This window comes from Candidatus Rhabdochlamydia oedothoracis (genome assembly GCF_019453995.1).
Classification (GTDB): Bacteria; Chlamydiota; Chlamydiia; order Chlamydiales; family Rhabdochlamydiaceae; genus Rhabdochlamydia; species Rhabdochlamydia oedothoracis.
The window spans coordinates 1540262-1559543 of record NZ_CP075587.1 but is presented as its reverse complement, the minus strand read 5'-3'; the positions used below and the strand labels follow the sequence as shown (position 1 = coordinate 1559543).

Genomic DNA, 19282 nt, shown 5'->3' with positions numbered 1-19282 from the left:
GCTTATTATGAAAGAGCGCACCGCAATTCAACCTACTCGCCAAGAAAACTATGCAGAATGGTATCAAGAAGTCATAAAAGCAGCCGATCTCGCAGAGCATTCTTCTGTGAGAGGCTGCATGGTTATCAAACCTTGGGGCTATGCGATCTGGGAAAATATGCAAAGAGTGCTCGACTCTATGTTAAAAAAAACCGGTCATCAAAATACCTATTTTCCTCTATTTATTCCTTTAAGCTTTTTGCAAAAAGAAGCAGAGCATATAGAAGGTTTTGCTAAAGAATGTGCAGTGGTTACCCATCATCGCTTAGAAAAAAATCAAGAAGGGAAATTAGTCCCAGCGGGAGAGTTAGAAGAGCCTTTGGTTGTACGTCCTACTTCAGAAACGATTATTGGTGATGCTTTTTCCAAGTGGATAACTTCTTATCGCGATCTTCCTCTTCTGATTAATCAATGGGCAAATGTAGTTCGTTGGGAAATGAGAACAAGGATGTTTTTACGTACAACAGAATTTCTATGGCAAGAAGGACATACAGCACATGCTACAGAGAAGCAAGCGCAAGAAGAAACAAAACTCATGCTCGACGTATATACGCAGTTTGCATATGACTTTTTGGCTATTCCGGTCATTAAAGGAGAAAAAACCGCTTCTGAAAGATTTCCAGGAGCTGTTTCTACCTATTGCATTGAAGCAATGATGCAAGATCGCAAAGCCCTACAAGCAGGAACCTCGCATTTTCTTGGACAGAATTTTGCCAAGGCTTCCCAGATTCTTTTTCAGGATCCACAAGGAGAATCGCAATTTGCTTGGACTACTTCTTGGGGAGTAAGCACTAGGTTAATTGGAGCTCTTGTAATGACGCACAGCGATGATGATGGATTAATTTTACCCCCTAGGATTGCTTCCTCTCAGATTGTCCTGCTCCCTGTAATACATAAAGAAGAGAAAAAAGAAGAGGTGCTTAAATATTGCAGAACCCTAGCAGAAGAGCTCCGTGGTTTATCCTATGCAGGTAGGTCTTTAGAAGTCATCATCGATACAAGAGACATAAGAGGAGGTGAAAAGCTCTGGTCTTGGATTAAAAAGGGGATTCCTATTCGAATTGAAGTAGGTCCACGGGACATAGAACAAGATCTCTTGCCTTTATCGCGGAGAGATTGCCCTCATCGAGAAAAAAAGACATTTTCTAAACAAAATCTTCTCTCATCCATCAAAAATATTCTCGATTCAATCCAAGATACACTTCTGCAAAGAGCGTTGCATTTTAGAAACACCCATACCCATAAAATTGACACTAAAGAAGACTTCTATGCATTTTTTACTCCCAAAAATCCTAAAAATCCTGAGATCCACGCAGGGTTTGCCTTAACCCATTTCTCGGAAGATCCCAACATAGAAGAAAAAATTAAACAAGATCTAGGAGTTACGATTCGTTGTATTCCATTAAATGAAGAAGAAGAAGGGAAGTGCCCATTTACAGGTAAAAAAAGTACAAGGCGGGTGCTTTTTGCAAAGTCGTATTGAGATCTTAAAATGTCCTAGACAAAACTTGAGTTGACAGGGGAACTTCATTAACAACCCTCTGTACAGGACAATTTTTTAGGAGCAGATAAAAAGAATAGCCCACAAATATGACCAGAGATCTGGCATAATATAGTGGTTCCGATTCAATCGTATAGAAAAATATTTTGTTTTGTGTTAAGCTATTGAGTATGAAAAAACTGACCCCTAGCCAGAGAGCTGACTTAGAACACAAGTTAAAGCATCCAAAAGACTATTCTGAACGGAATAGGCTTTGTGTAATTTTGGGCTATGATGAGGGTATCTCAACAAAAAATCTTGCTAAAGCACTTCGGATAAGCCCTATCACTGTTCAGGAATACCTCAGAGAATATGATTCCGAAAATAAAACTGGAAGTAGCCCTCGAGGCGGTAGCAAATCAAAACCTTCACAAGACCAAACAGAGTCTCTACTAAAACACCTACAGGAAAAGACCTATCTTAAAGTCAAAGGGATCATAGCTTATGTGCATGAGCAATATGGGATAAAATATTCCCGAAGTGGCATGACAGATTGGCTCATACAGCACGGATTTGTTTATAAACGTCCTAAAAAGATTCCTAGGAAATTAGATCCTGAAAAACAACGAATTTTCATAGAACAATATAGGGCTTTAAAGGAGACCTTAAACCCTGATGAAGAGATCTATTTCATAGATTCTGTGCATCCTGAACATCAGTCCCAAGCCGTATGTGGATGGATCAAAAAAGGCGTTCAAAAGACTTTGCAGACATCCGGGAAACAATAGACTTCTTTCGAAATTAAATTTTTGAGAATAGATTTCTTGCATAACCCCTTATTTTAAAGCTTAGTCTTTTCAAGTTTGAAGTGCACAGAAGAATTAAAAAAAGAATAGGCAGGCGATGAAAGAATCTCTATTGTGATTTTTAACAATCAAACACAAGGAGAGACCTTGCCTAAAGGCTACCATCACCTAACCTATGACCAAAGATGTCAGATTTATATTTTAAAAGCTAGAGGAGATACATCTAGCTCAATAGCAAACATTCTAAAAGTTCATCATAGCACTATTAGTAGGGAACTTAAGAGAAATAAAGGGCAACGAGGATACCGTCATCAGCAAGCTCAAGAAAAAGCATTTCTTAGAAAAAATTCTCAGCCCAATAAAAAAATGACTCCTCAAATAGTTACCCGTATTGAAGAAAAAATCAAGTTGCAATGGAGCCCTATACAAATATCCGGATGGCTTAAAAGACATGGTAAAGAACATGTTAGTCATGAGACCATCTATAATCATATCTGGAAAGATAAACGACAGGGAGGACAGCTTTATAGAGAGCTCCGTCATCGAGGGAAAAAATATAACAAGCAGAGAAAGGGAGCTTCTGGAAGAGGGAACATGCCTGGTCGTATAGATATTAAGCAACGGCCTTGTATTGTAGAAAAAAAGACTCGTTTAGGAGACTGGGAACTAGATACAGTCATAGGGGCAGGACATAAAGGCGTAATTGTATCAATGGTAGAAAGAACTTCCAAGCTAACTAAGCTCGCCAAAGTTTCTCATAAAACTGCAGAGGAAGTAAGTCAAGCGTTAATTGAACAACTTAAACCTATCAAAGATTTTGTACACACATTAACAGCAGACAACGGAAAAGAATTTGCCTATCACCAAATGGTTAGTTTCGAGCTAGAGACAGACTTCTACTTTGCAACGCCCTACCATTCTTGGGAAAGAGGCTTAAATGAGCATACAAACGGACTAGTTAGGCAATATTTTCCTAAAACACAAAGCTTTTTAGATACGACTTCCAAGGATATAGAAAGGGTGGAAACTTTACTAAATAACAGACCTAGAAAGGCTCTCAACTTCGAAACTCCACTAGAAGTGTTTACGAGATTATCTACAAACATGCTATGCTCGGGTGCACAATAGATGTTTTTTCAAGTATTTATATGTTCTTTTTTGTGCACTTCAAGGTTGAAAGGGCCCTTTCATTTATAGATTCCTAATCTTAACAAAAGCATTTCCAGCTATATCGCTCAAACAATCATATCTCCTGGATTAAAATACTTTAAAATTTTAGATTGCTTATTGGTTATGCAAGAGATCTAATGTATACACCATTATACTTTGGGACTAAACAATCTTCTCATATCGCTCTTTCATGGAAGAAAAAAAGAGAAGAACACAATCAACAGTTGCTCTGTTTTCTCATTTTGCTAAAAACTTTTTTTTTGTTTGGGCAATTTTTTTGTTTCCTTGTACTATGGCAGTTATCATTTATATAAAGCACTTAAAAGGTCAGGAAAGCTTTATGCTAGAATTTTTCCGCAAATATCAGAAATTTTTTTTTATTTTTGTAACTATTATCATTGTAATCTCTTTTTCCGCAGTAGGGATCAATACGCAAATGGTGGAATCCAATCCTGATAAGCAGATCGGCAAGACCGTTAATGGCAAGCCAATTTACTTCAAAGAATTATTGGTCTTAACTCAATTGCTCAATCATTCCATCTTTGATACCGACCGTAGTAATTGGCCTCATTTATTAAATGATGGGGTCATTGAAAAGAATTTTTTAGAGACAGGGCTTGCTGTGATGTTAGCCGAACAGTATTTTTCCTATTTGGAGCCGGAGCTTAAAAAAAAGGAACAAATGATCTCTTTATTTAAGCCCTATATCCATCCTTATGATGCTCAATTAAGCTGTAGGGCTGTTTGGAAAAATTACTCCCCTGGATTATTAGAGCACTTAGAGCAGCTGAAAAATTCGGAGATGGATGTTCATGAATTTTCTACATTATGTCAGTTGTATCTCGATCAGATAGCTTTTCCTAAAGAAGCCATGCAACAGGTATTGCATTTTCAGGAACAAAAAGCAGGGATCCCTAAAGATCCTCGTTTAGCAGAAATAGAGCTGTCTTTATTTGGGTTCAAAAATGTAAAAGATTGGTTTGGGGATAGATTTATCCATTTAGCTAGTCAGTTTATTTTGAATGTATCTTCTCTTGCAGAGCAAAAAAAATATCAGGTTACCAAACAAGAAGTACAAACCGATCTATTCCAAAACATTTATAAGGGATATAAGCAGCTTTCTCAAAATAAATCACTCGAGCCGAGCCAAGCTATGCAATACTTTCAACGTGAATTGCGGGTACTTGGATTAAATGAAGCCGATGTCTTAAATGCTTGGCGCCATGTTATGCTATTTAGACGTTTGGTATTGGATACTTCTGGAAGCGTTTTTAATGATCCATTAGCGCAAAAGCAATTTCATTTATTCGCAGATCAAAGTGTAGAAGTTGAATTGTATGAACTGCCTTCTTATTTGCGTTTAAGCGATTTTTCCGCACTTCTTAAATTGCAGGTATATTTAGAGGCTATATCTCTTGAGCAACCAAAAAGTTTGAATCTACCCTTAGAATTTGCCTCTTTGGATTGCATTGAAGCAAGACAACCAGAGCTTGTACAAAAAAAAGTAGAGCTTCATTTAAGTTCTATTAACATAGAAGAGCTTGTTGCTCAAATTAGCCTTAAGAGCACTTGGGAATGGGAAGCTACAGATGAAGGATGGTCTTTTTTACAAAACAGATTTCCTGAGCTTAAAAACCGCACAGATCGTAGAGAAGCATTGGATCAAATAGATTCTCGCAGCTCTATAGATCGAGTTGCAAGACTCGAAATGGTTCGTCAAGATAAAGAGCTTATTAGGCAAGCTTTGCAGCAAAGACCGCTCAAAACCGTCGAATTGTCCTTAAGGAAAAAACCATTAGCTCAAGGTCCTTATAGTTTGCTGCTCAACGATAAAGAGTTCATTGTTTTTTTAGAGAATGCTCCATTAGAGTCGATAAAAGAGTGCTACAGTGTGGATGTAAATAATTTTTATCGTATAGAGCTAGTTAGCCGCGATACTCAGAAAGAGTTAATTTCTTTTGAAGAAGCTTTTCAGGATGGCACTTTGGATTCTATTCTCGATCAAAAATTAGAAAATGCCTACCCAAATATACGTAAAGGAAAAGAGTTGTTTCTTCAAGCAAATGGGAGTTTTAAACCTTTTTATGAGGTGAAGGAGCAGATAGCACGTATTTTATATGAGCCTTTATTACTTAATATTGAACAGGAGTATATAAAGGTATTTGGGGATTTGCCAGGGATGAGTAAACAATTGCCTGGAATCTTTTACTGTAAATATCGTTTGTATGGATTCATGCAATCTGTAAAGCAGCAATTAGAACTGGGCGCTGTGCTTCATTTACCTAAGCAATGGGAGCTAATTTCTACTTTATCATGCATTTCTCGTAGCCAAAAACTGGATTTTCCAACAGATGATTGGATCGAGATTCCTGTTAATCAATGGTCGCCTATTTCTATAGGGTCTTCGGGCTCTTTAGCCTTTGCTAAAATATGCTCTAAAGGGGATTTAGAAGAAGTGCCTTTAGAAAAAATAGAACAGGGTTTTCAATTTCTCTCTTTCGATACATGTCGAGATGTAATGCGTCATTTATTAGAGAAAATAGTAGAAGGAAATTGCATTGTTTTTTCCGATAAGGAGCTTGAGTGACAATTGATCTATTAGAAGAGATAAATCCTATTTTACCACTTGATTGTTTTGCTATTCAGTGCAAGCTTTTACATGCTAAAAATCAACCCTCTGCTAAGATGATGAGGAAAAAGTTTTTATTACCCTCTACATCTAAGTTACTCAATGAAGTCCCTTTTGTAGAGGTTGCAATCGCTTGGAATGAACAGGCGATTTACTGTGATCTATTTTTTGATAAGCTTTTAGAGCCTACAGATAAAATAGAACTATTTTTTGATACAAGGGATTTAAAAACGGTTAGCTTTACACATCGTTTTTGTCATCAATTTTTCATTTTTCCTCAGAAAGCAAATGATGAGACATTTGCAAAAGAGATAACGGTTTTTCGTACAGAAGATGCACATCCTCTTTGTTTAGCAGAAGATATACAAGTAGATCTACAGGATAATCGTAAATCTTATCTCGTTAGAGTTACCATTCCAGCGCATTGTTTACATAGCTATGATCCATTGCAGTTTTCTCGTATAGCCATAAACTATCGTTTGCAGAGCAAAGGATTACTGCAACATTTTTCTTCTGCTCATCCATTAACAGAACAACATCCTCGTTATTGGGCTAGTTGTGAATTGATAAAAGGAGATATTTTTATATGAAATTTACAGAGTCACATGAGTGGATCAGAATGGAAGATGAAGTAGGCACAGTTGGAATTACCCACTTTGCTCAAAAAGAAATGGGAGAGATCGTGTATGTGGAATTGCCCTCTATTGGCAAACTGGTAAAAGCAGGTCAGGAAATTGCTGTACTCGAATCTACTAAAGCAGCAGCGGATATCTATTCCCCCGTGTCTGGGGAAGTTCTAGAAATTAATGAGAAATTACAAGAGCTTTCTCAAGGAGTTAACCAAGCAGCTGAAACCGATGGTTGGCTTTTTAAGGTTAAAATAACAGACAAAAAGGAATTAGAAAGACTCCTATCAGAAGAACAATATAAAGAGTTCATTCAATGAAAAAAAAGCTCTTAAGCATTTTGGGATTATTAGTTGTTCTGGCTCTATTTTATCAACAAATTATTTTATCTGGTTGCAAGATAGCTTTGTATTGCTTTTTACCAAAAACATTTTCTTATCAGAAAATTGCTTGGGATAAAAACGTAATGCGAATACAGGGTCTAATGCAAGAAAAGAATGCATTAAGTGTGGATTGTATAGATTTATTCTATCAAGAAGGAGCTTTTCATATGAGAGTTCTGCATCCACAATATCTAACTGATCGCAGTGTTACATCTCAAAATGTTTTTGGAGCTGTGTTAGCTTTAAGCCGTTTTTTTTCTGTGGAAGTGCACCACGGTGTTTTAGAATTAAACCAATTACGGTATTATTTTTCTTTGCTTCCTGTAGCTAACAAAAAGTTGGAGCTTAAGTTAGCGATGGATCCAAATCCTTTATACCCTGCTCTTTTGACCCTTCATTATTCTCCTAGCAACCATATATACCTTAGTATTAAATCCCAAGAAGTAAAACATCTTTTACCACTAACACAGCTAGTGGGTTATTCCAATAGATCTGTGAACTATCATGCAGAAATGTCTGTAGAGCTAAATGCTGCTATTCAATCAGATGGTTATATCCAGGACATACACTTACAAACCATTTTTGCGAATGTGAAAGTTCAGCAAGAAAACAAACAATTCCTCTGCGATCAAATAGAGGCGAATTTAAGTGCAAAAGAGGTTTACTTAAAAAATCTATGGCCTTCTCTTAAAGGACACTTTCAACTCAAAAATGGATCTTATGCTCTTTTATCTCAAAATTTAGAATGGCAAAACCAGTTGATGTACATGGAAGCAGATCTATGGATAACAGATCGATCTAAAGCTATTTTAAGCGCAATGGCTGTGCATGAAAAAACCTCATTTCCTCTTATTTTAGAAACCATTGCTATTCATAAAGATCAGCAAGGAATTGGAGTTAAAGCTATTTTTTCCGATCCTATAGATAAAAATATTCAAGGAAGCTTAGCGATTTGTCAGGCTCAAGAAGGCATCATTGAATGCGATATTCAAAAAATGGAACGCAAACATCTTGATTGGGCAAAATCTTGTTTTTCTCTGCCCCAAATCGATTCATCTATTTCTTATAGATGGAAGAGTTGTTCAGCAAAAATAGCCATGCTATTTTCAGATCGAATATTACAAAACATAGATTTAACACAATTTCAAGCAAAAAATGTATTGGTTGATCATCCTTCTCATAAGTTTTTTATAAAAGATGTACAGATGCAAGGAAGATGGGATGCTGTTAAGTCTCAAATAAAAGAAGGGTTTTGCCAATTACAGCAAGCAGAAGGTTTAAATATTGTCATAGACTATCCAGGATCTAAAAAAGCTATTTGCGCTCATATACAAGGGGATTTGAGCTCAATGCTTGGCTTAACCCCAGCTCTTCCTTTAGCAACAAAGCTCACGATTTATGAAAACAAACTAGAGATAATAGGCTCTATAGGATATACGCCTTTTTCAGCAGAAGCTCTATTTTTAAAACCTATTTCTTTAGAAGATGGTTTACACTTAAGACCTATACAAGGTCATCTAAAGCTAAAAGGTCTTACAGAAGAGCAATATAAACCATGGCTTGCAAAGTTTTTACCTGAGCTAATCGTAAAAGGAAATTATCAATTAGAATGCTTATTTGATACCGATAAAGTAGTGGTTGAAGTAGAAGCGAAAGAAATTTATTTAGAGCATTTTTATAAAACAATAGAGATTCCCAAAGTATCGGAGCTGTCTTTTCTGTATCAAAAGGGAAAGTGGGGTTTATCTTGCCCTAGATTAGAAGGGAAACTATCTTACAAGCAAGATACCTATGTATTTAGCACAGCCCTTGATGCAACGTATCCTCAATTCCACATACAGGATCTTTCTTTAGAAACAGAAGGTTTTTCTATTAAGGCAGATTTGCTCGCACAATATCAAGATTTATGGAACCTGCAATTGCAAATTGTAGAGATAAAGAAACAGGAAAAGAATCTTATAGAGGAACCTATTTCGGCAGAAATTGCTATTTGTCCAGAATCTGAAATACATCTATCTAGCTTTAATTATAAAGTTATAGCCGATCTTAAAAATCTATCTTTGCCGATTAACTCAAGCTTTAAGTTAGGGGAGGGGATGGCTCGACTAGAGTTAACTTCTTCTACAAAAACACTTTGCATGACGAAAGGAAGTGCTAAGCTTTATCAAGATAAAAAAATGTTTTGTAGTTTACAAATAGATTCGTTAGCAGGGGCTATCAATTCTTTTTCCCCTACCGACTTTACAGGCTCCCTACAAATAAAAGAACTGCCTATTCTACGAGCACAGGGTGTCTTGCTTCATCCTGGAGTAGATAAGTGGCAGATAGATTGCAATTTGGGATTAGCTAATTCTGAAACATGGCGCATGCAACTAGCCACAGAAGATCTATTTAAACAATATGATTTTTCTTGTTTGGGTAAAGATCTTGCTATTTTTGGTAAAAAGCTCTTGTCTCAGTGGCATATTGATCAAATGCAAATCGGCTCTTTAATAGCCGCTGGTATTTTCACATCAGATGAAAAAACAGTTCATTGCAAAAGTCTGCAGGGAAGCTATGAAGGGTATCCTTTTCTAGCCAGCGGTGTATTTGACTTGCAAAGTCATACTGTTTGCGGACAAATCGATTGCAACTGCTTTAGCTTAAAAAGTTCTCCTTTCATTTGCGAATATTCTGCAGAGCAAGGATTTTTTAGTAAACAGATCAGTCTTAGCGTACAAGATCTGAAAAGTTCTGAAATATTAGCAAATGTTTTTTGCCACTCTACATCTTACCAGGACAAAACCTGGGAAAGTACCATAGATTTTTCCCTGCCAGCGTTTCATAATGAACAAATCAATTGGCAGCAGGATTTAGTAGGTAACGTAGAAATAAAAAAAATGCCAGGGTTTGTACGTCTTAACGGAGATCTAAAACAAGGAGATTTCATCTTAAAACAGCAATTAGTAAAGTACCAAAATACGACATTTTCTCTAGAGAATACCCATTTTACATTGAATAGTGAACTTAACTTAGGAGAGAAGCCTTTTTGGGGGACCCTCTGGTTTGAAAATAATCAAGGAGCCTTTGAGATCTCAGATAAGCCTTTTCAACCAGGTTTAAAAGGATGTTTTGATCTAGAATCAAACAAGTGTAAAGTACATACACTCAAAGGAAAAGCCTGTGGTATAACCGCTGATTTAAAAAAAGAAACAAATCACTTACAAGGGACTATACAGATCCACACATCTGAATGCGCTTCCTTTATTCCTCATTTAGAAAAAATCATAAAACCCTTAGAACTCGAAGCCGATCTTATCTACCAAGGGGAAGTAAGCGAACAAGGATGTAGAGGACTTTTGCAAGCAGATCAGATAAAAATAAAGGGTTTTTCTGTGAATAAGTTTAGTGCAGGAGTAGAATTTTCTCCAAAAGAACTACAGATCTATGATTTTAGATTAGACGATGAAGCAGGTAGTTTATTTGCCAAGACAGTGAGCTGTAAAAATCTGAACAGCTGGGAACTGTGGATTCCAGAAGTTGAAATAAAGCAATTGCAATTAGATCACGTATTAAAAAAATCTAAGCCATTTGTAATAGATATGCTAGTTAAAGATATTCAAGCACAGTTATCCGATTTACAGACTCTGTATGGTTTAGGACAATGCAAGTTTCAATATTTGAAACAAGATCAGTGTTTTGAAATTCCCTTAGAGATCCTCTCTAAAATTGGCTTAGACTTGCGATCTTTTGTGCCTGTAGAAGGAGAGTTGGAATTTAAACTACAAGAGAGTCGCTGCTATTTGACTCAACTAGTAAAAACCTCTAGTAAAAATGGTCATTGTAAATTTGCTCTAGCAAAAAGAAAAAAACATACTTCTTATATCGGTTTTGATGGAAGTTTATCTATTGATTTAGAACTTAAACAAAAAAAACTTTTAAAGTTGGTGAATCCTTTTACTTTCACCATTCGTGGAAATGTAAATCATCCTAAATATGGCTTTATCTTATTAAAAAATTAAAAAATAGTTTTTGTTGTTAAAATACGTTTTCATATTAACAATAAAATTTTAAATCGAAACAGCTTATTTGCAAGTAGAAAAGATTGTGGAGAATGTCTTTTGAATTAAACAACCTCAATGTTGAGTTTATCTCTTTGTTTTTCAATTAGATAAACTGATTTTTCTCGGTGAAAATCCTAAAAGCTATAAGGATTGAATCGAAATTTTCAGATACAACGCTTCGTAGCTCTAGAAATACCTTAGATGTTTAGTCCCAAAGTATAATGGTGTATACTATGAACATTTAGCATCAAAGGAAACATTATGGGACAAATATTATATGGGTGCGCCAAAACAACTGAGGCGATACGTCGGAAAATACGAAATAGTCAAAAAAGCATAGCCAAATTAGCAGATGAGTTGAGTCTCAACCCTAAAACTGTTCTTAAGTGGAGGAAGAGAGGGTTTCAGCACGATGCTCCTATGGGGCCTAAAAAGATTCATTCCACTATCCTAAGCAATGAAGAAGAGGCTATAATTGTTGCCTTTCGCAAGCATACCCTTCTTTCTTTGGATGATTGTTTATATACTCTACAGTCCACTATTCCTTAACCTTACAAGATCTACCCTTTACCGATGCTTACAAAGGCACGGGATAAGTCGTCTGCCTGAAACAAAAGGTGAAAAACCCCTTAAGAAGAAGTTTACTTCTTATCCTATGGGGTTCTCTAATTGCACACAAGGGGAATATAAATTCTCTTAATTCTTCATAAGCTCTCCGAGCCGATATTTTGCTTGCAAAATAAAAGGCGTTTTTTAAGATCTTAGGACAGCAAAGTTTAATGCGGGAGATAAGTCCAGGGTTCTCTGCGGAGTCTTTTTGAAGAAAACTATTTTAGATTCTTCGCTCCATTATGCTATCCGAAATGAAATGGGCAAGACAATGTATATTACGGCTTCTAAGAGCCAACTCATTTGTCGTCTTTACCTATTTCTTCGTTTTTCTCCTGCAAAAAATTTTAGTCACTTTTCCTAATGTTTTTATTTCTAAAAAAATGCGTTTTTAAGCTGCCTTTGGCTCACCGTAAATAAATTCTTTTTGTTCAATCAGCATCTTATGCATAATTACGGATAACTTTCTACCTACTGCTAAGGCGGCTTTCTTCATTCCTTTTTTTCTCATGATTTTTAATCCCCAAGCTTTTAGCTTGCTCCATTTCTTACTTCGTGTCAGCATTACTATTCCGGCTTCAACTAATAGAGATCTAAGTTCACTGGATCCACATTTTGAAATTCTTCCCTGTCTTTGCACCTCTCCGGAGGCATACTGTTTAGGCGTCATACCAAGATAGGCTCCTACTGATTTAGAATCGTTAAAACGAGTGGGATCAAAAATTTCTGTTTTATAGGTTAATGCTGTTACAGGTCCTACGCCAGGGATTGTCATAAGCCGTTGTACTTCTTTATCTTGACTGACCAGCTTAAGCATTTCTTTATCCAGTTTTTCTACTTCCTCAACTACCTTATCAAAGGTATTTAATAGAGAGGTTATGCTCAGAACAATACTTTTTTCCTGTTTTTCTATCTGCTTTATAACCACAGACGAAAATCTTTTGGATCCCACAGATCCCAATCGTATTCCGTAACTTTTAAGCAAGCCCCTTACAGTATTTTTTAACTGCGTTTGCTGTTTAATTAGCGCTCTTCTGGAAACTAACAAAATGCTTTTTTCTACTGAATCTTGGGGCTTACAGTGTACTCGTGTATACATACCTGATCGAAGGGCTTCTGCGATTCCTCGTGCATCATTTTTGTCTGTCTTATTTATTTTCAAAGCAAGAATCGTACTCAGCTTCCTTGCATCCATACATAGGGGATCTATAGCTCTTTTTCTAAATCCTGTGACTAGGTAATGAGATAAACATCCACTTTCAAAGCCAACAACGATTTCTTGAAAATCTCTTTTGGAAAAATAATCTGCTAGTAAATCAGGATCTGTTTTTTCTGAACCTTCATGGACAATCTTACCTTGTTCATTTAATACACAGATAAAAGTTCTTTTCATTGATACATCTAATCCAATATAATGCTTCATGGGTTGCTCCTCATTTTTTTGCTCTTTAATGAGCGGTTTTGAGATTTGAAAAAATCTCGTTTATATTGGAGAGTTTAACCTACTCCGTTTAAGGAGCAACCCCTTCTTTGTGTGCAATTATGGCATGTATATTCCTATTGATATTGCTGAAGTGCGTACCCAAGAAGGAAAACTTTATCTCATTGTAGCTATTGAATGGACAAATGGCCAAGTTGAACGGATGAACAGAACCCTTAAAGAGGCTACCGTGAAAACCTCAGTTTTGGGTTTTAGTCAATAAATAATCCCCAATTACTCTACACAAGAAATATTTCTAAGTTAATAATTATAAACAACTAATACTATATGTATCTATCTATAAGTCACCTGTTTCTTTGTATTTCATTTTCATAAAACCAGTGTGTTTTTTCTTATTCGATTCAATCCTTATAGCTTTTAGGATTTTTACCTAGAAAAATCCGTTTATCTATTTGAAAAACAAAGAGATAAACTCAACATTGAGGTTGAAAAGATACTACTACCAAACTCATCAGCAGTTAAAAGAGCATTTATATAATTTTTTAAATGCCTATAACTTTGCGAAAAGATTGAAAGCTCTAAAAGGATTGACACCATTTGAGCATATTATCAAAAGTTGGCAAAAAAAACCAAAAAGTTTTAGAATTAACCCAATCCATCACACTTTGGGACTAAACACTTAGAGCCTGTTTAAAATCTTTTCAAAAGTAGAGCAATAAAAGCGAGAACCACCATATTCCGGCTTGTATGTATACTAGTTTGATTTCAAATTAAGAATTGTATAACTAGGTTTTTTTGAAAAAACTGCTCTATCTTGCAAGAAGATGTTATCTTTTGTATAAAAATTTTTATATATTCAAGCTCTTAATTTGAATGTAAACGAGTATAGTTTTCTTTCGCAATTTTTCCATAGCCTGCGACATTTTTCTATCCACGCAAAAGAACGCTCTACAACCCATCTTTTGGGAATAACTGTAAAAGTATGAAGTGTATTTCTTTTGGCTATTTCTACTATACATCCTAATATCTCCTGCACGCTCTTTGCAAATTTTTCTCCAGAATATCCTCCATCTGCTAAAACACTTTTTACACCGAACAAATAGTTTTTATGTAGTGAAAATACTTCTATACATCCATTTAAAATGTACAAAACCCCACAAAAAATATCCTATAGAGCAACTATTCGTGGATGTGTTTTTTTGCGTGTAGACTCAAGTATTTAGATGGATTTTGCTAAATTGCTTACGAGAGATATCGCTTGTATAAGAGCGGTTCATAACTACCTCCAAAGGTTTTATGAAAACTATCATTATGCCTTAATGAGAAGATTTTAAACAGGCTCTTAGAAACAAAACAAGTTGTTGTAAAATCGATGATTAGTTAAAAAGATATCTTAACTGAAACAAATCCAGTTAAGAGATCTTTCTTTTAAGAGTATTGTAATGAAAGTTCTTTTAAAAAATTTAAGCAGGGCCATTCAACAGATCTGTTATCCTTCTATTTGTATCTATTGTCATAAACTCTGTAATTCTAAAAGACACATCTTTTGCGAAGAGTGTTTTGATTTAATCAATATTTTAGAGAAAGAAGAGAGGTGTTCTTGTTGTTTTTCTGCTTCCTATGAGCCCTATTGTTTATCTTGCACGCATCAAACCAACATAAAACAAGCATATGTCAGTGAGCAAAGAGGGCCCCTTTATGCTTTATTAGAAAAGATTCTTAAGGGGCAACACTATAGAATTCCAGCTGTAGCAGCTCTTATGGCCTATCAATATATAAGATTGGATTTCTCCTTGCCTGATTATATTATACCTAATTTATGCAAACACAAAAGACTATCCATTTTACTAGCAAAAGAAATAAGTAAAATTTTACAGGTGCCACATAGACGATTTTTTTTAAAGAAGGTACGAAATAGTCATGTTTTATTAATAGGTTTTCAACAGGATCAGAGCTATGATAAAAGCATGCAAGTAGTAAAGAAAGAAAACCCCGAAATCTTAATCGGATTTACATTGATTGGCTCTTTATAAGCTTCTAGATTACATCAGTTATCCTAATCTCGTTTCAAATTAAGAATTTATAAATATTTATTTTTTAAAGAATACCCTCTAAACGACATATAGATGCAATTATAATTATGTTTAGTCCCAAAGTGTGATGGAATGGATTAATTCTAAAAATTTTTGGTTCTTTTTACCAATTTTTGATGATATATAGTAGTTCCGATTCAATCGTATAGAAAAATATAGGATTAACGACAAGTTTCAAGTCGTTGACTTGAACCCCATTAAGCTAACCGTTTGAATTGGCACTACTATATACTCGTTTACATTAGAGCTCTTTCAAAACTAGGAAATAAAAAAGCCCTTGTATAAAATAATGCCCTTAAAAATACGTAAGGGCATGATGAAATTTGAAAAAGCAAAAAGTTTAGACAACGAGAAATTCCGAAGATTAACCGGAGTAAAACGTAGCACATTTGATCAAATGAGCTTGATTTTGGAGATAAGTCACAAAGAGAAAAAAGCCCGAGGAGGCCGCGTCAATAAATTAAAAATAGAAGACATGTTACTGATGACCTTAGAGTATCTAAGAGAGTATAGAACCTATTTTCACATAAGCCAGAGCTATAATATCAGTGAAAGTACAGCTTATAAAACAATAAAATGGGTAGAATACACCCTGATAAAACATCCCCTATTTGCACTGCTTGGACGTAAAGAGCTATTAAAAAGCGATATGGAATATGATGTTATTTTAATAGATGCCACAGAAACACCCATAGAGAGCCCTAAAAAAAACAAAAACATTTTTACTCAGGGAAGAAGAAAAGGCACACCTTAAAGATGCAGCTTGTAATGAGCAAGGACACAAAAAAGATTATTTGTACCTTTTTTTCCAAAGGTAGAAGACATGATTTTAGGATATTTAAGGATTCTAAAATCAAGTTTCATTCCGAAATAAACCTTCTAACAGATGGAGGGTATTGAGGACTTAAAAAGCTTCATGCTAAAACCCAAATGCCTAAAAGAAGAAGCAAGAAAAATCCTTTAACAAAACAAGACAAAAAAAATAATCAATTCCTTTCCAAAGAACGTGTAATTAATGAAAATGCTATTGGTCTGCTTAAGCGATTCAAAATTTTAGCTGATCGTTATAGAAATAGACGAAAAAGGTTTGGTCTTCGGTTCAATCTAATTGCGGGCATTTATAATCTGGAGCTATGTTAATGGGTTTTGAAAGAGGTCTAATGTCTATTACGGCTTCTAAGAGCCAACTTCTTTTCGTCTTTGCCTATTTCTTCGGTTTTTCTCCTACAAAAATTTTAGCTGCTTTTCCTAATGTACTTTTCTATTTCTAAAAAGATGTGTTTTAAGCTATTTTTGGCTCGCCATAAATAAATTCTTTTTGTTCGATCAGCATCTTGTGCATGATCATGGATAACTTTCTACCTACTGCTAAAGTGGCTTTCTTCATCCCTTTTTTTCGCATAATTTTTAAACCCCAAGCTTTCACTTTACTCCATTTCTTACTTTGTGTGAGCATTACCATTCCAGCCTCAACTAACAAGGACCTAAGTTCATTGGATCCACATTTCGAAATTCTTCCCTGTCTTTGCACTTATCCAGAGGCATATTGTTTGGGAGTCATACCAAGATAAACTCCTACTGATTTAGAGTCTTTGAAGCGGGCTGGATCAAAAATTTCTGTTTTATAGGTTCATGCTGTTACAGGTCCTATGCCAGGAATTGTCATGAGCTGCTTTACTTCTTTATCTTGACTGACCAGTCTTAGAGCCTGTTTAAAATCTTCTCATTAAGGTATAATGATAGTTTTCATAAAACCTTTGGAGGTAGTTATGACCCGCTCTTATCCAAGCGATATTTCTCGTAAACAATTTAGCAAAATCCATCTAATACTTGAGTCTACACACAAAAAAACACGTCCACGAAGAGTTGATCTATATGATATTTTTTGTGGAATTTTGTACATTTTAAAAAGTGGTTGCCAGTGGCGTATGTTACCCATAGAATATCCTAAATGGGAATTATGTGATTATTATTTCCCTCTTTGGAATAAAAAAGATGATAAAAATTCTAAGAGTATTCTTGAAATAGTTTTAAAAAAAATTGGTTGGCGAGGTCAGAAAAAGCAGTGGTCGGAAAGAGAAAACAAGCTTTGTAATTATTGATGCTCAAAGTATTAAAAATACTGATACAGCGGAGAAGAAAGGATATGATGCAGGGAAAAAAATATAAAGACATATAGCAGTCGATAGCCAAGGGCTTCCTCATGCGATTCACATTACCACCGCTAATATCACTGACAGAAATGGGTGTATAGAAGCATTTTCACTACATAAAAACCATTTGTTCGGTGTAAAAAATGTTTTAGCAGATGGAGGATATTCTGGAGAAAAATTTGCAAAGAGTGTGCAGGAGATATTAGGATGTATAGTAGAAATAGCCAAAAGAAATACACTTCATACTTTTACAGTTATTCCCAAAAGATGGGTTGTAGAGCGTTCTTTTGCGTGGATAGAAAAATGTCGCAGGCTATGGAAAAATTGCGAAAGAAAACTACATACAAGCCTGAATATGGTGGTTCTTGCTTTTATTGCTCTAATTTTGAAAAGATTTTAAACAGGCTCTTAAGCATTTCCAGTTTTTCTACTTGCTCGACTATTTTGTCAAAGGTGCTTAATAGAGATGTTATACTTAAGATAATCACTTCTTCCTGCTTTTCTATCTGTAGTCTTTTCAAGTTTGAAGTGCACAGAAGAATTAAAAAAAGAATAGGCAGGCGATGAAAGAATCTCTATTGTGATTTTTAACAATCAAACACAAGGAGAGACCTTGCCTAAAGGCTACCATCACCTAACCTATGACCAAAGATGTCAGATTTATATTTTAAAAGCTAGAGGAGATACATCTAGCTCAATAGCAAACATTCTAAAAGTTCATCATAGCACTATTAGTAGGGAACTTAAGAGAAATAAAGGGCAACGAGGATACCGTCATCAGCAAGCTCAAGAAAAAGCATTTCTTAGAAAAAATTCTCAGCCCAATAAAAAAATGACTCCTCAAATAGTTACCCGTATTGAAGAAAAAATCAAGTTGCAATGGAGCCCTATACAAATATCCGGATGGCTTAAAAGACATGGTAAAGAACATGTTAGTCATGAGACCATCTATAATCATATCTGGAAAGATAAACGACAGGGAGGACAGCTTTATAGAGAGCTCCGTCATCGAGGGAAAAAATATAACAAGCAGAGAAAGGGAGCTTCTGGAAGAGGGAACATGCCTGGTCGTATAGATATTAAGCAACGGCCTTGTATTGTAGAAAAAAAGACTCGTTTAGGAGACTGGGAACTAGATACAGTCATAGGGGCAGGACATAAAGGCGTAATTGTATCAATGGTAGAAAGAACTTCCAAGCTAACTAAGCTCGCCAAAGTTTCTCATAAAACTGCAGAGGAAGTAAGTCAAGCGTTAATTGAACAACTTAAACCTATCAAAGATTTTGTACACACATTAACAGCAGACAACGGAAAAGAATTTGCCTATCACCAAATGGTTAGTTTCGAGCTAGAGACAGACTTCTACTTTGCAACGCCCTACCATTCTTGGGAAAGAGGCTTAAATGAGCATACAAACGGACTAGTTAGGCAATATTTTCCTAAAACACAAAGCTTTTTAGATACGACTTCCAAGGATATAGAAAGGGTGGAAACTTTACTAAATAACAGACCTAGAAAGGCTCTCAACTTCGAAACTCCACTAGAAGTGTTTACGAGATTATCTACAAACATGCTATGCTCGGGTGCACAATAGATGTTTTTTCAAGTATTTATATGTTCTTTTTTGTGCACTTCAAGGTTGAAAGGGCCAAATACATTAGCCCTTTTTCTGGATTAATGGTTGGTATAGCAACAAGAAGCTACTTAAGTACTGGTTTTGCTTTATTTGGGTTATATTGTCTTTTATCCACAGAGTATTATAAGACGACGATAAAAACAAAAAAGTCCTTACCTTCAATAACTAGTCTTG

At 35.5% G+C, this 19282-nt stretch carries 13 protein-coding genes and 5 pseudogenes; 14 read left to right on the top strand and 4 right to left on the bottom strand.

What is annotated here, in order from left to right; all coding sequences use genetic code 11:
- Positions 1 to 7 precede the first annotated feature (7 nt).
- The 8 genes and pseudogenes from proS to RHABOEDO_RS08560 all read left to right on the top strand — a co-directional run.
- The gene (gene proS, locus RHABOEDO_RS08595) at positions 8 to 1522 is read left to right on the top strand and encodes a proline--tRNA ligase (protein ID WP_215217475.1); all 1515 of its coding nucleotides are present in this window, start codon (positions 8 to 10) and stop codon (positions 1520 to 1522) included.
- 188 nt (positions 1523 to 1710) lie between these two features.
- The gene (locus RHABOEDO_RS08590) at positions 1711 to 2307 is read left to right on the top strand and encodes a helix-turn-helix domain-containing protein (RefSeq protein WP_220017551.1); all 597 of its coding nucleotides are present in this window, start codon (positions 1711 to 1713) and stop codon (positions 2305 to 2307) included.
- 132 nt (positions 2308 to 2439) lie between these two features.
- Complete coding sequence (locus RHABOEDO_RS08585) at positions 2440 to 3453, top strand: IS30 family transposase (protein WP_215216525.1); 1014 nt, start codon at positions 2440 to 2442, stop codon at positions 3451 to 3453.
- 334 nt (positions 3454 to 3787) lie between these two features.
- Positions 3788 to 6082: a hypothetical protein gene (locus tag RHABOEDO_RS08580; RefSeq protein ID WP_220017550.1), complete on the top strand. Its 2295-nt coding sequence runs from the start codon at positions 3788 to 3790 to the stop codon at positions 6080 to 6082.
- Positions 6079 to 6714 carry a DOMON domain-containing protein gene (locus tag RHABOEDO_RS08575; protein WP_215217288.1) on the top strand — a complete coding sequence of 212 codons (636 nt, stop codon included), beginning with the start codon at positions 6079 to 6081 and terminating at the stop codon, positions 6712 to 6714. The genes RHABOEDO_RS08580 and RHABOEDO_RS08575 overlap by 4 nt, the downstream gene beginning before the upstream one ends.
- Positions 6711 to 7070, top strand: a complete 360-nt coding sequence (gene gcvH / locus RHABOEDO_RS08570) for a glycine cleavage system protein GcvH (protein WP_215217289.1) — start codon at positions 6711 to 6713, stop codon at positions 7068 to 7070. Before RHABOEDO_RS08575 ends, gcvH begins: the two co-directional genes overlap by 4 nt.
- Positions 7067 to 11134, top strand: coding sequence for a hypothetical protein (locus tag RHABOEDO_RS08565; protein WP_215217290.1), 4068 nt, complete (start codon positions 7067 to 7069; stop codon positions 11132 to 11134). The genes gcvH and RHABOEDO_RS08565 overlap by 4 nt, the downstream gene beginning before the upstream one ends.
- 303 nt (positions 11135 to 11437) lie before the next feature.
- Positions 11438 to 11840: pseudogene (locus RHABOEDO_RS08560) on the top strand (transposase family protein); the annotation flags it as partial.
- 336 nt (positions 11841 to 12176) lie between these two features.
- Here RHABOEDO_RS08560 and RHABOEDO_RS08555 read toward each other — a convergent pair.
- On the bottom strand, positions 12177 to 13208 hold the full coding sequence (locus RHABOEDO_RS08555) for an IS110 family RNA-guided transposase (RefSeq protein WP_220017549.1): 1032 nt from the start codon (positions 13206 to 13208) through the stop codon (positions 12177 to 12179).
- 124 nt (positions 13209 to 13332) lie between these two features.
- On the opposite strand from RHABOEDO_RS08555, the gene RHABOEDO_RS08550 reads away from it, so the two are divergent.
- Positions 13333 to 13488, top strand: coding sequence for a hypothetical protein (locus RHABOEDO_RS08550; protein ID WP_220017548.1), 156 nt, complete (start codon positions 13333 to 13335; stop codon positions 13486 to 13488).
- A 226-nt stretch (positions 13489 to 13714) separates the two neighbouring features.
- Positions 13715 to 13909: pseudogene (locus RHABOEDO_RS10975) on the top strand (IS481 family transposase); the annotation flags it as partial.
- 173 nt (positions 13910 to 14082) lie between these two features.
- Here the strand turns inward: RHABOEDO_RS10975 and RHABOEDO_RS10970 are convergent.
- Positions 14083 to 14316 (bottom strand): annotated as a pseudogene (locus RHABOEDO_RS10970) (transposase); the annotation flags it as partial.
- 352 nt (positions 14317 to 14668) lie between these two features.
- On the opposite strand from RHABOEDO_RS10970, the gene RHABOEDO_RS08540 reads away from it, so the two are divergent.
- Both RHABOEDO_RS08540 and RHABOEDO_RS08535 read left to right on the top strand, forming a co-directional pair.
- Entirely contained in the window at positions 14669 to 15259 is a 591-nt protein-coding gene (locus RHABOEDO_RS08540) for a hypothetical protein (RefSeq protein ID WP_215217760.1), read from the top strand.
- A 376-nt stretch (positions 15260 to 15635) separates the two neighbouring features.
- A pseudogene (locus RHABOEDO_RS08535) lies at positions 15636 to 16459 on the top strand (IS5 family transposase).
- 142 nt (positions 16460 to 16601) lie between these two features.
- On the opposite strand, the gene RHABOEDO_RS08530 reads toward RHABOEDO_RS08535, so the two are convergent.
- Both RHABOEDO_RS08530 and RHABOEDO_RS11580 read right to left on the bottom strand, forming a co-directional pair.
- Positions 16602 to 16799: a hypothetical protein gene (locus RHABOEDO_RS08530; RefSeq protein ID WP_220017547.1), complete on the bottom strand. Its 198-nt coding sequence runs from the start codon at positions 16797 to 16799 to the stop codon at positions 16602 to 16604.
- 51 nt (positions 16800 to 16850) lie between these two features.
- The gene (locus RHABOEDO_RS11580; protein WP_215217799.1) at positions 16851 to 16934 is read right to left on the bottom strand and encodes a transposase; all 84 of its coding nucleotides are present in this window, start codon (positions 16932 to 16934) and stop codon (positions 16851 to 16853) included.
- A 154-nt stretch (positions 16935 to 17088) separates the two neighbouring features.
- Here RHABOEDO_RS11580 and RHABOEDO_RS08520 point away from each other — a divergent pair.
- Both RHABOEDO_RS08520 and RHABOEDO_RS08515 read left to right on the top strand, forming a co-directional pair.
- Positions 17089 to 17872, top strand: a pseudogene (locus tag RHABOEDO_RS08520) (IS5 family transposase).
- A 180-nt stretch (positions 17873 to 18052) separates the two neighbouring features.
- Positions 18053 to 19066 carry an IS30 family transposase gene (locus RHABOEDO_RS08515; protein ID WP_215216525.1) on the top strand — a complete coding sequence of 338 codons (1014 nt, stop codon included), beginning with the start codon at positions 18053 to 18055 and terminating at the stop codon, positions 19064 to 19066.
- The last annotated feature ends 216 nt before the right edge of the window (positions 19067 to 19282 follow it).

Bases quoted from the DNA above. Each gene is read 5' to 3' on its own strand.
- proS (WP_215217475.1), top strand. From the start codon at position 8: ATGAAAGAGCGCACCGCAATTCAACCTACTCGCCAAGAAAACTATGCA.
- RHABOEDO_RS08590 (WP_220017551.1), top strand. From the start codon at position 1,711: ATGAAAAAACTGACCCCTAGCCAGAGAGCTGACTTAGAACACAAGTTA.
- RHABOEDO_RS08580 (WP_220017550.1), top strand. From the start codon at position 3,788: ATGGCAGTTATCATTTATATAAAGCACTTAAAAGGTCAGGAAAGCTTT.
- gcvH (WP_215217289.1), top strand. From the start codon at position 6,711: ATGAAATTTACAGAGTCACATGAGTGGATCAGAATGGAAGATGAAGTA.
- RHABOEDO_RS08565 (WP_215217290.1), top strand. From the start codon at position 7,067: ATGAAAAAAAAGCTCTTAAGCATTTTGGGATTATTAGTTGTTCTGGCT.
- RHABOEDO_RS08555 (WP_220017549.1), bottom strand. From the start codon at position 13,208: ATGAAGCATTATATTGGATTAGATGTATCAATGAAAAGAACTTTTATC.
- RHABOEDO_RS08550 (WP_220017548.1), top strand. From the start codon at position 13,333: ATGTATATTCCTATTGATATTGCTGAAGTGCGTACCCAAGAAGGAAAA.
- RHABOEDO_RS08540 (WP_215217760.1), top strand. From the start codon at position 14,669: ATGAAAGTTCTTTTAAAAAATTTAAGCAGGGCCATTCAACAGATCTGT.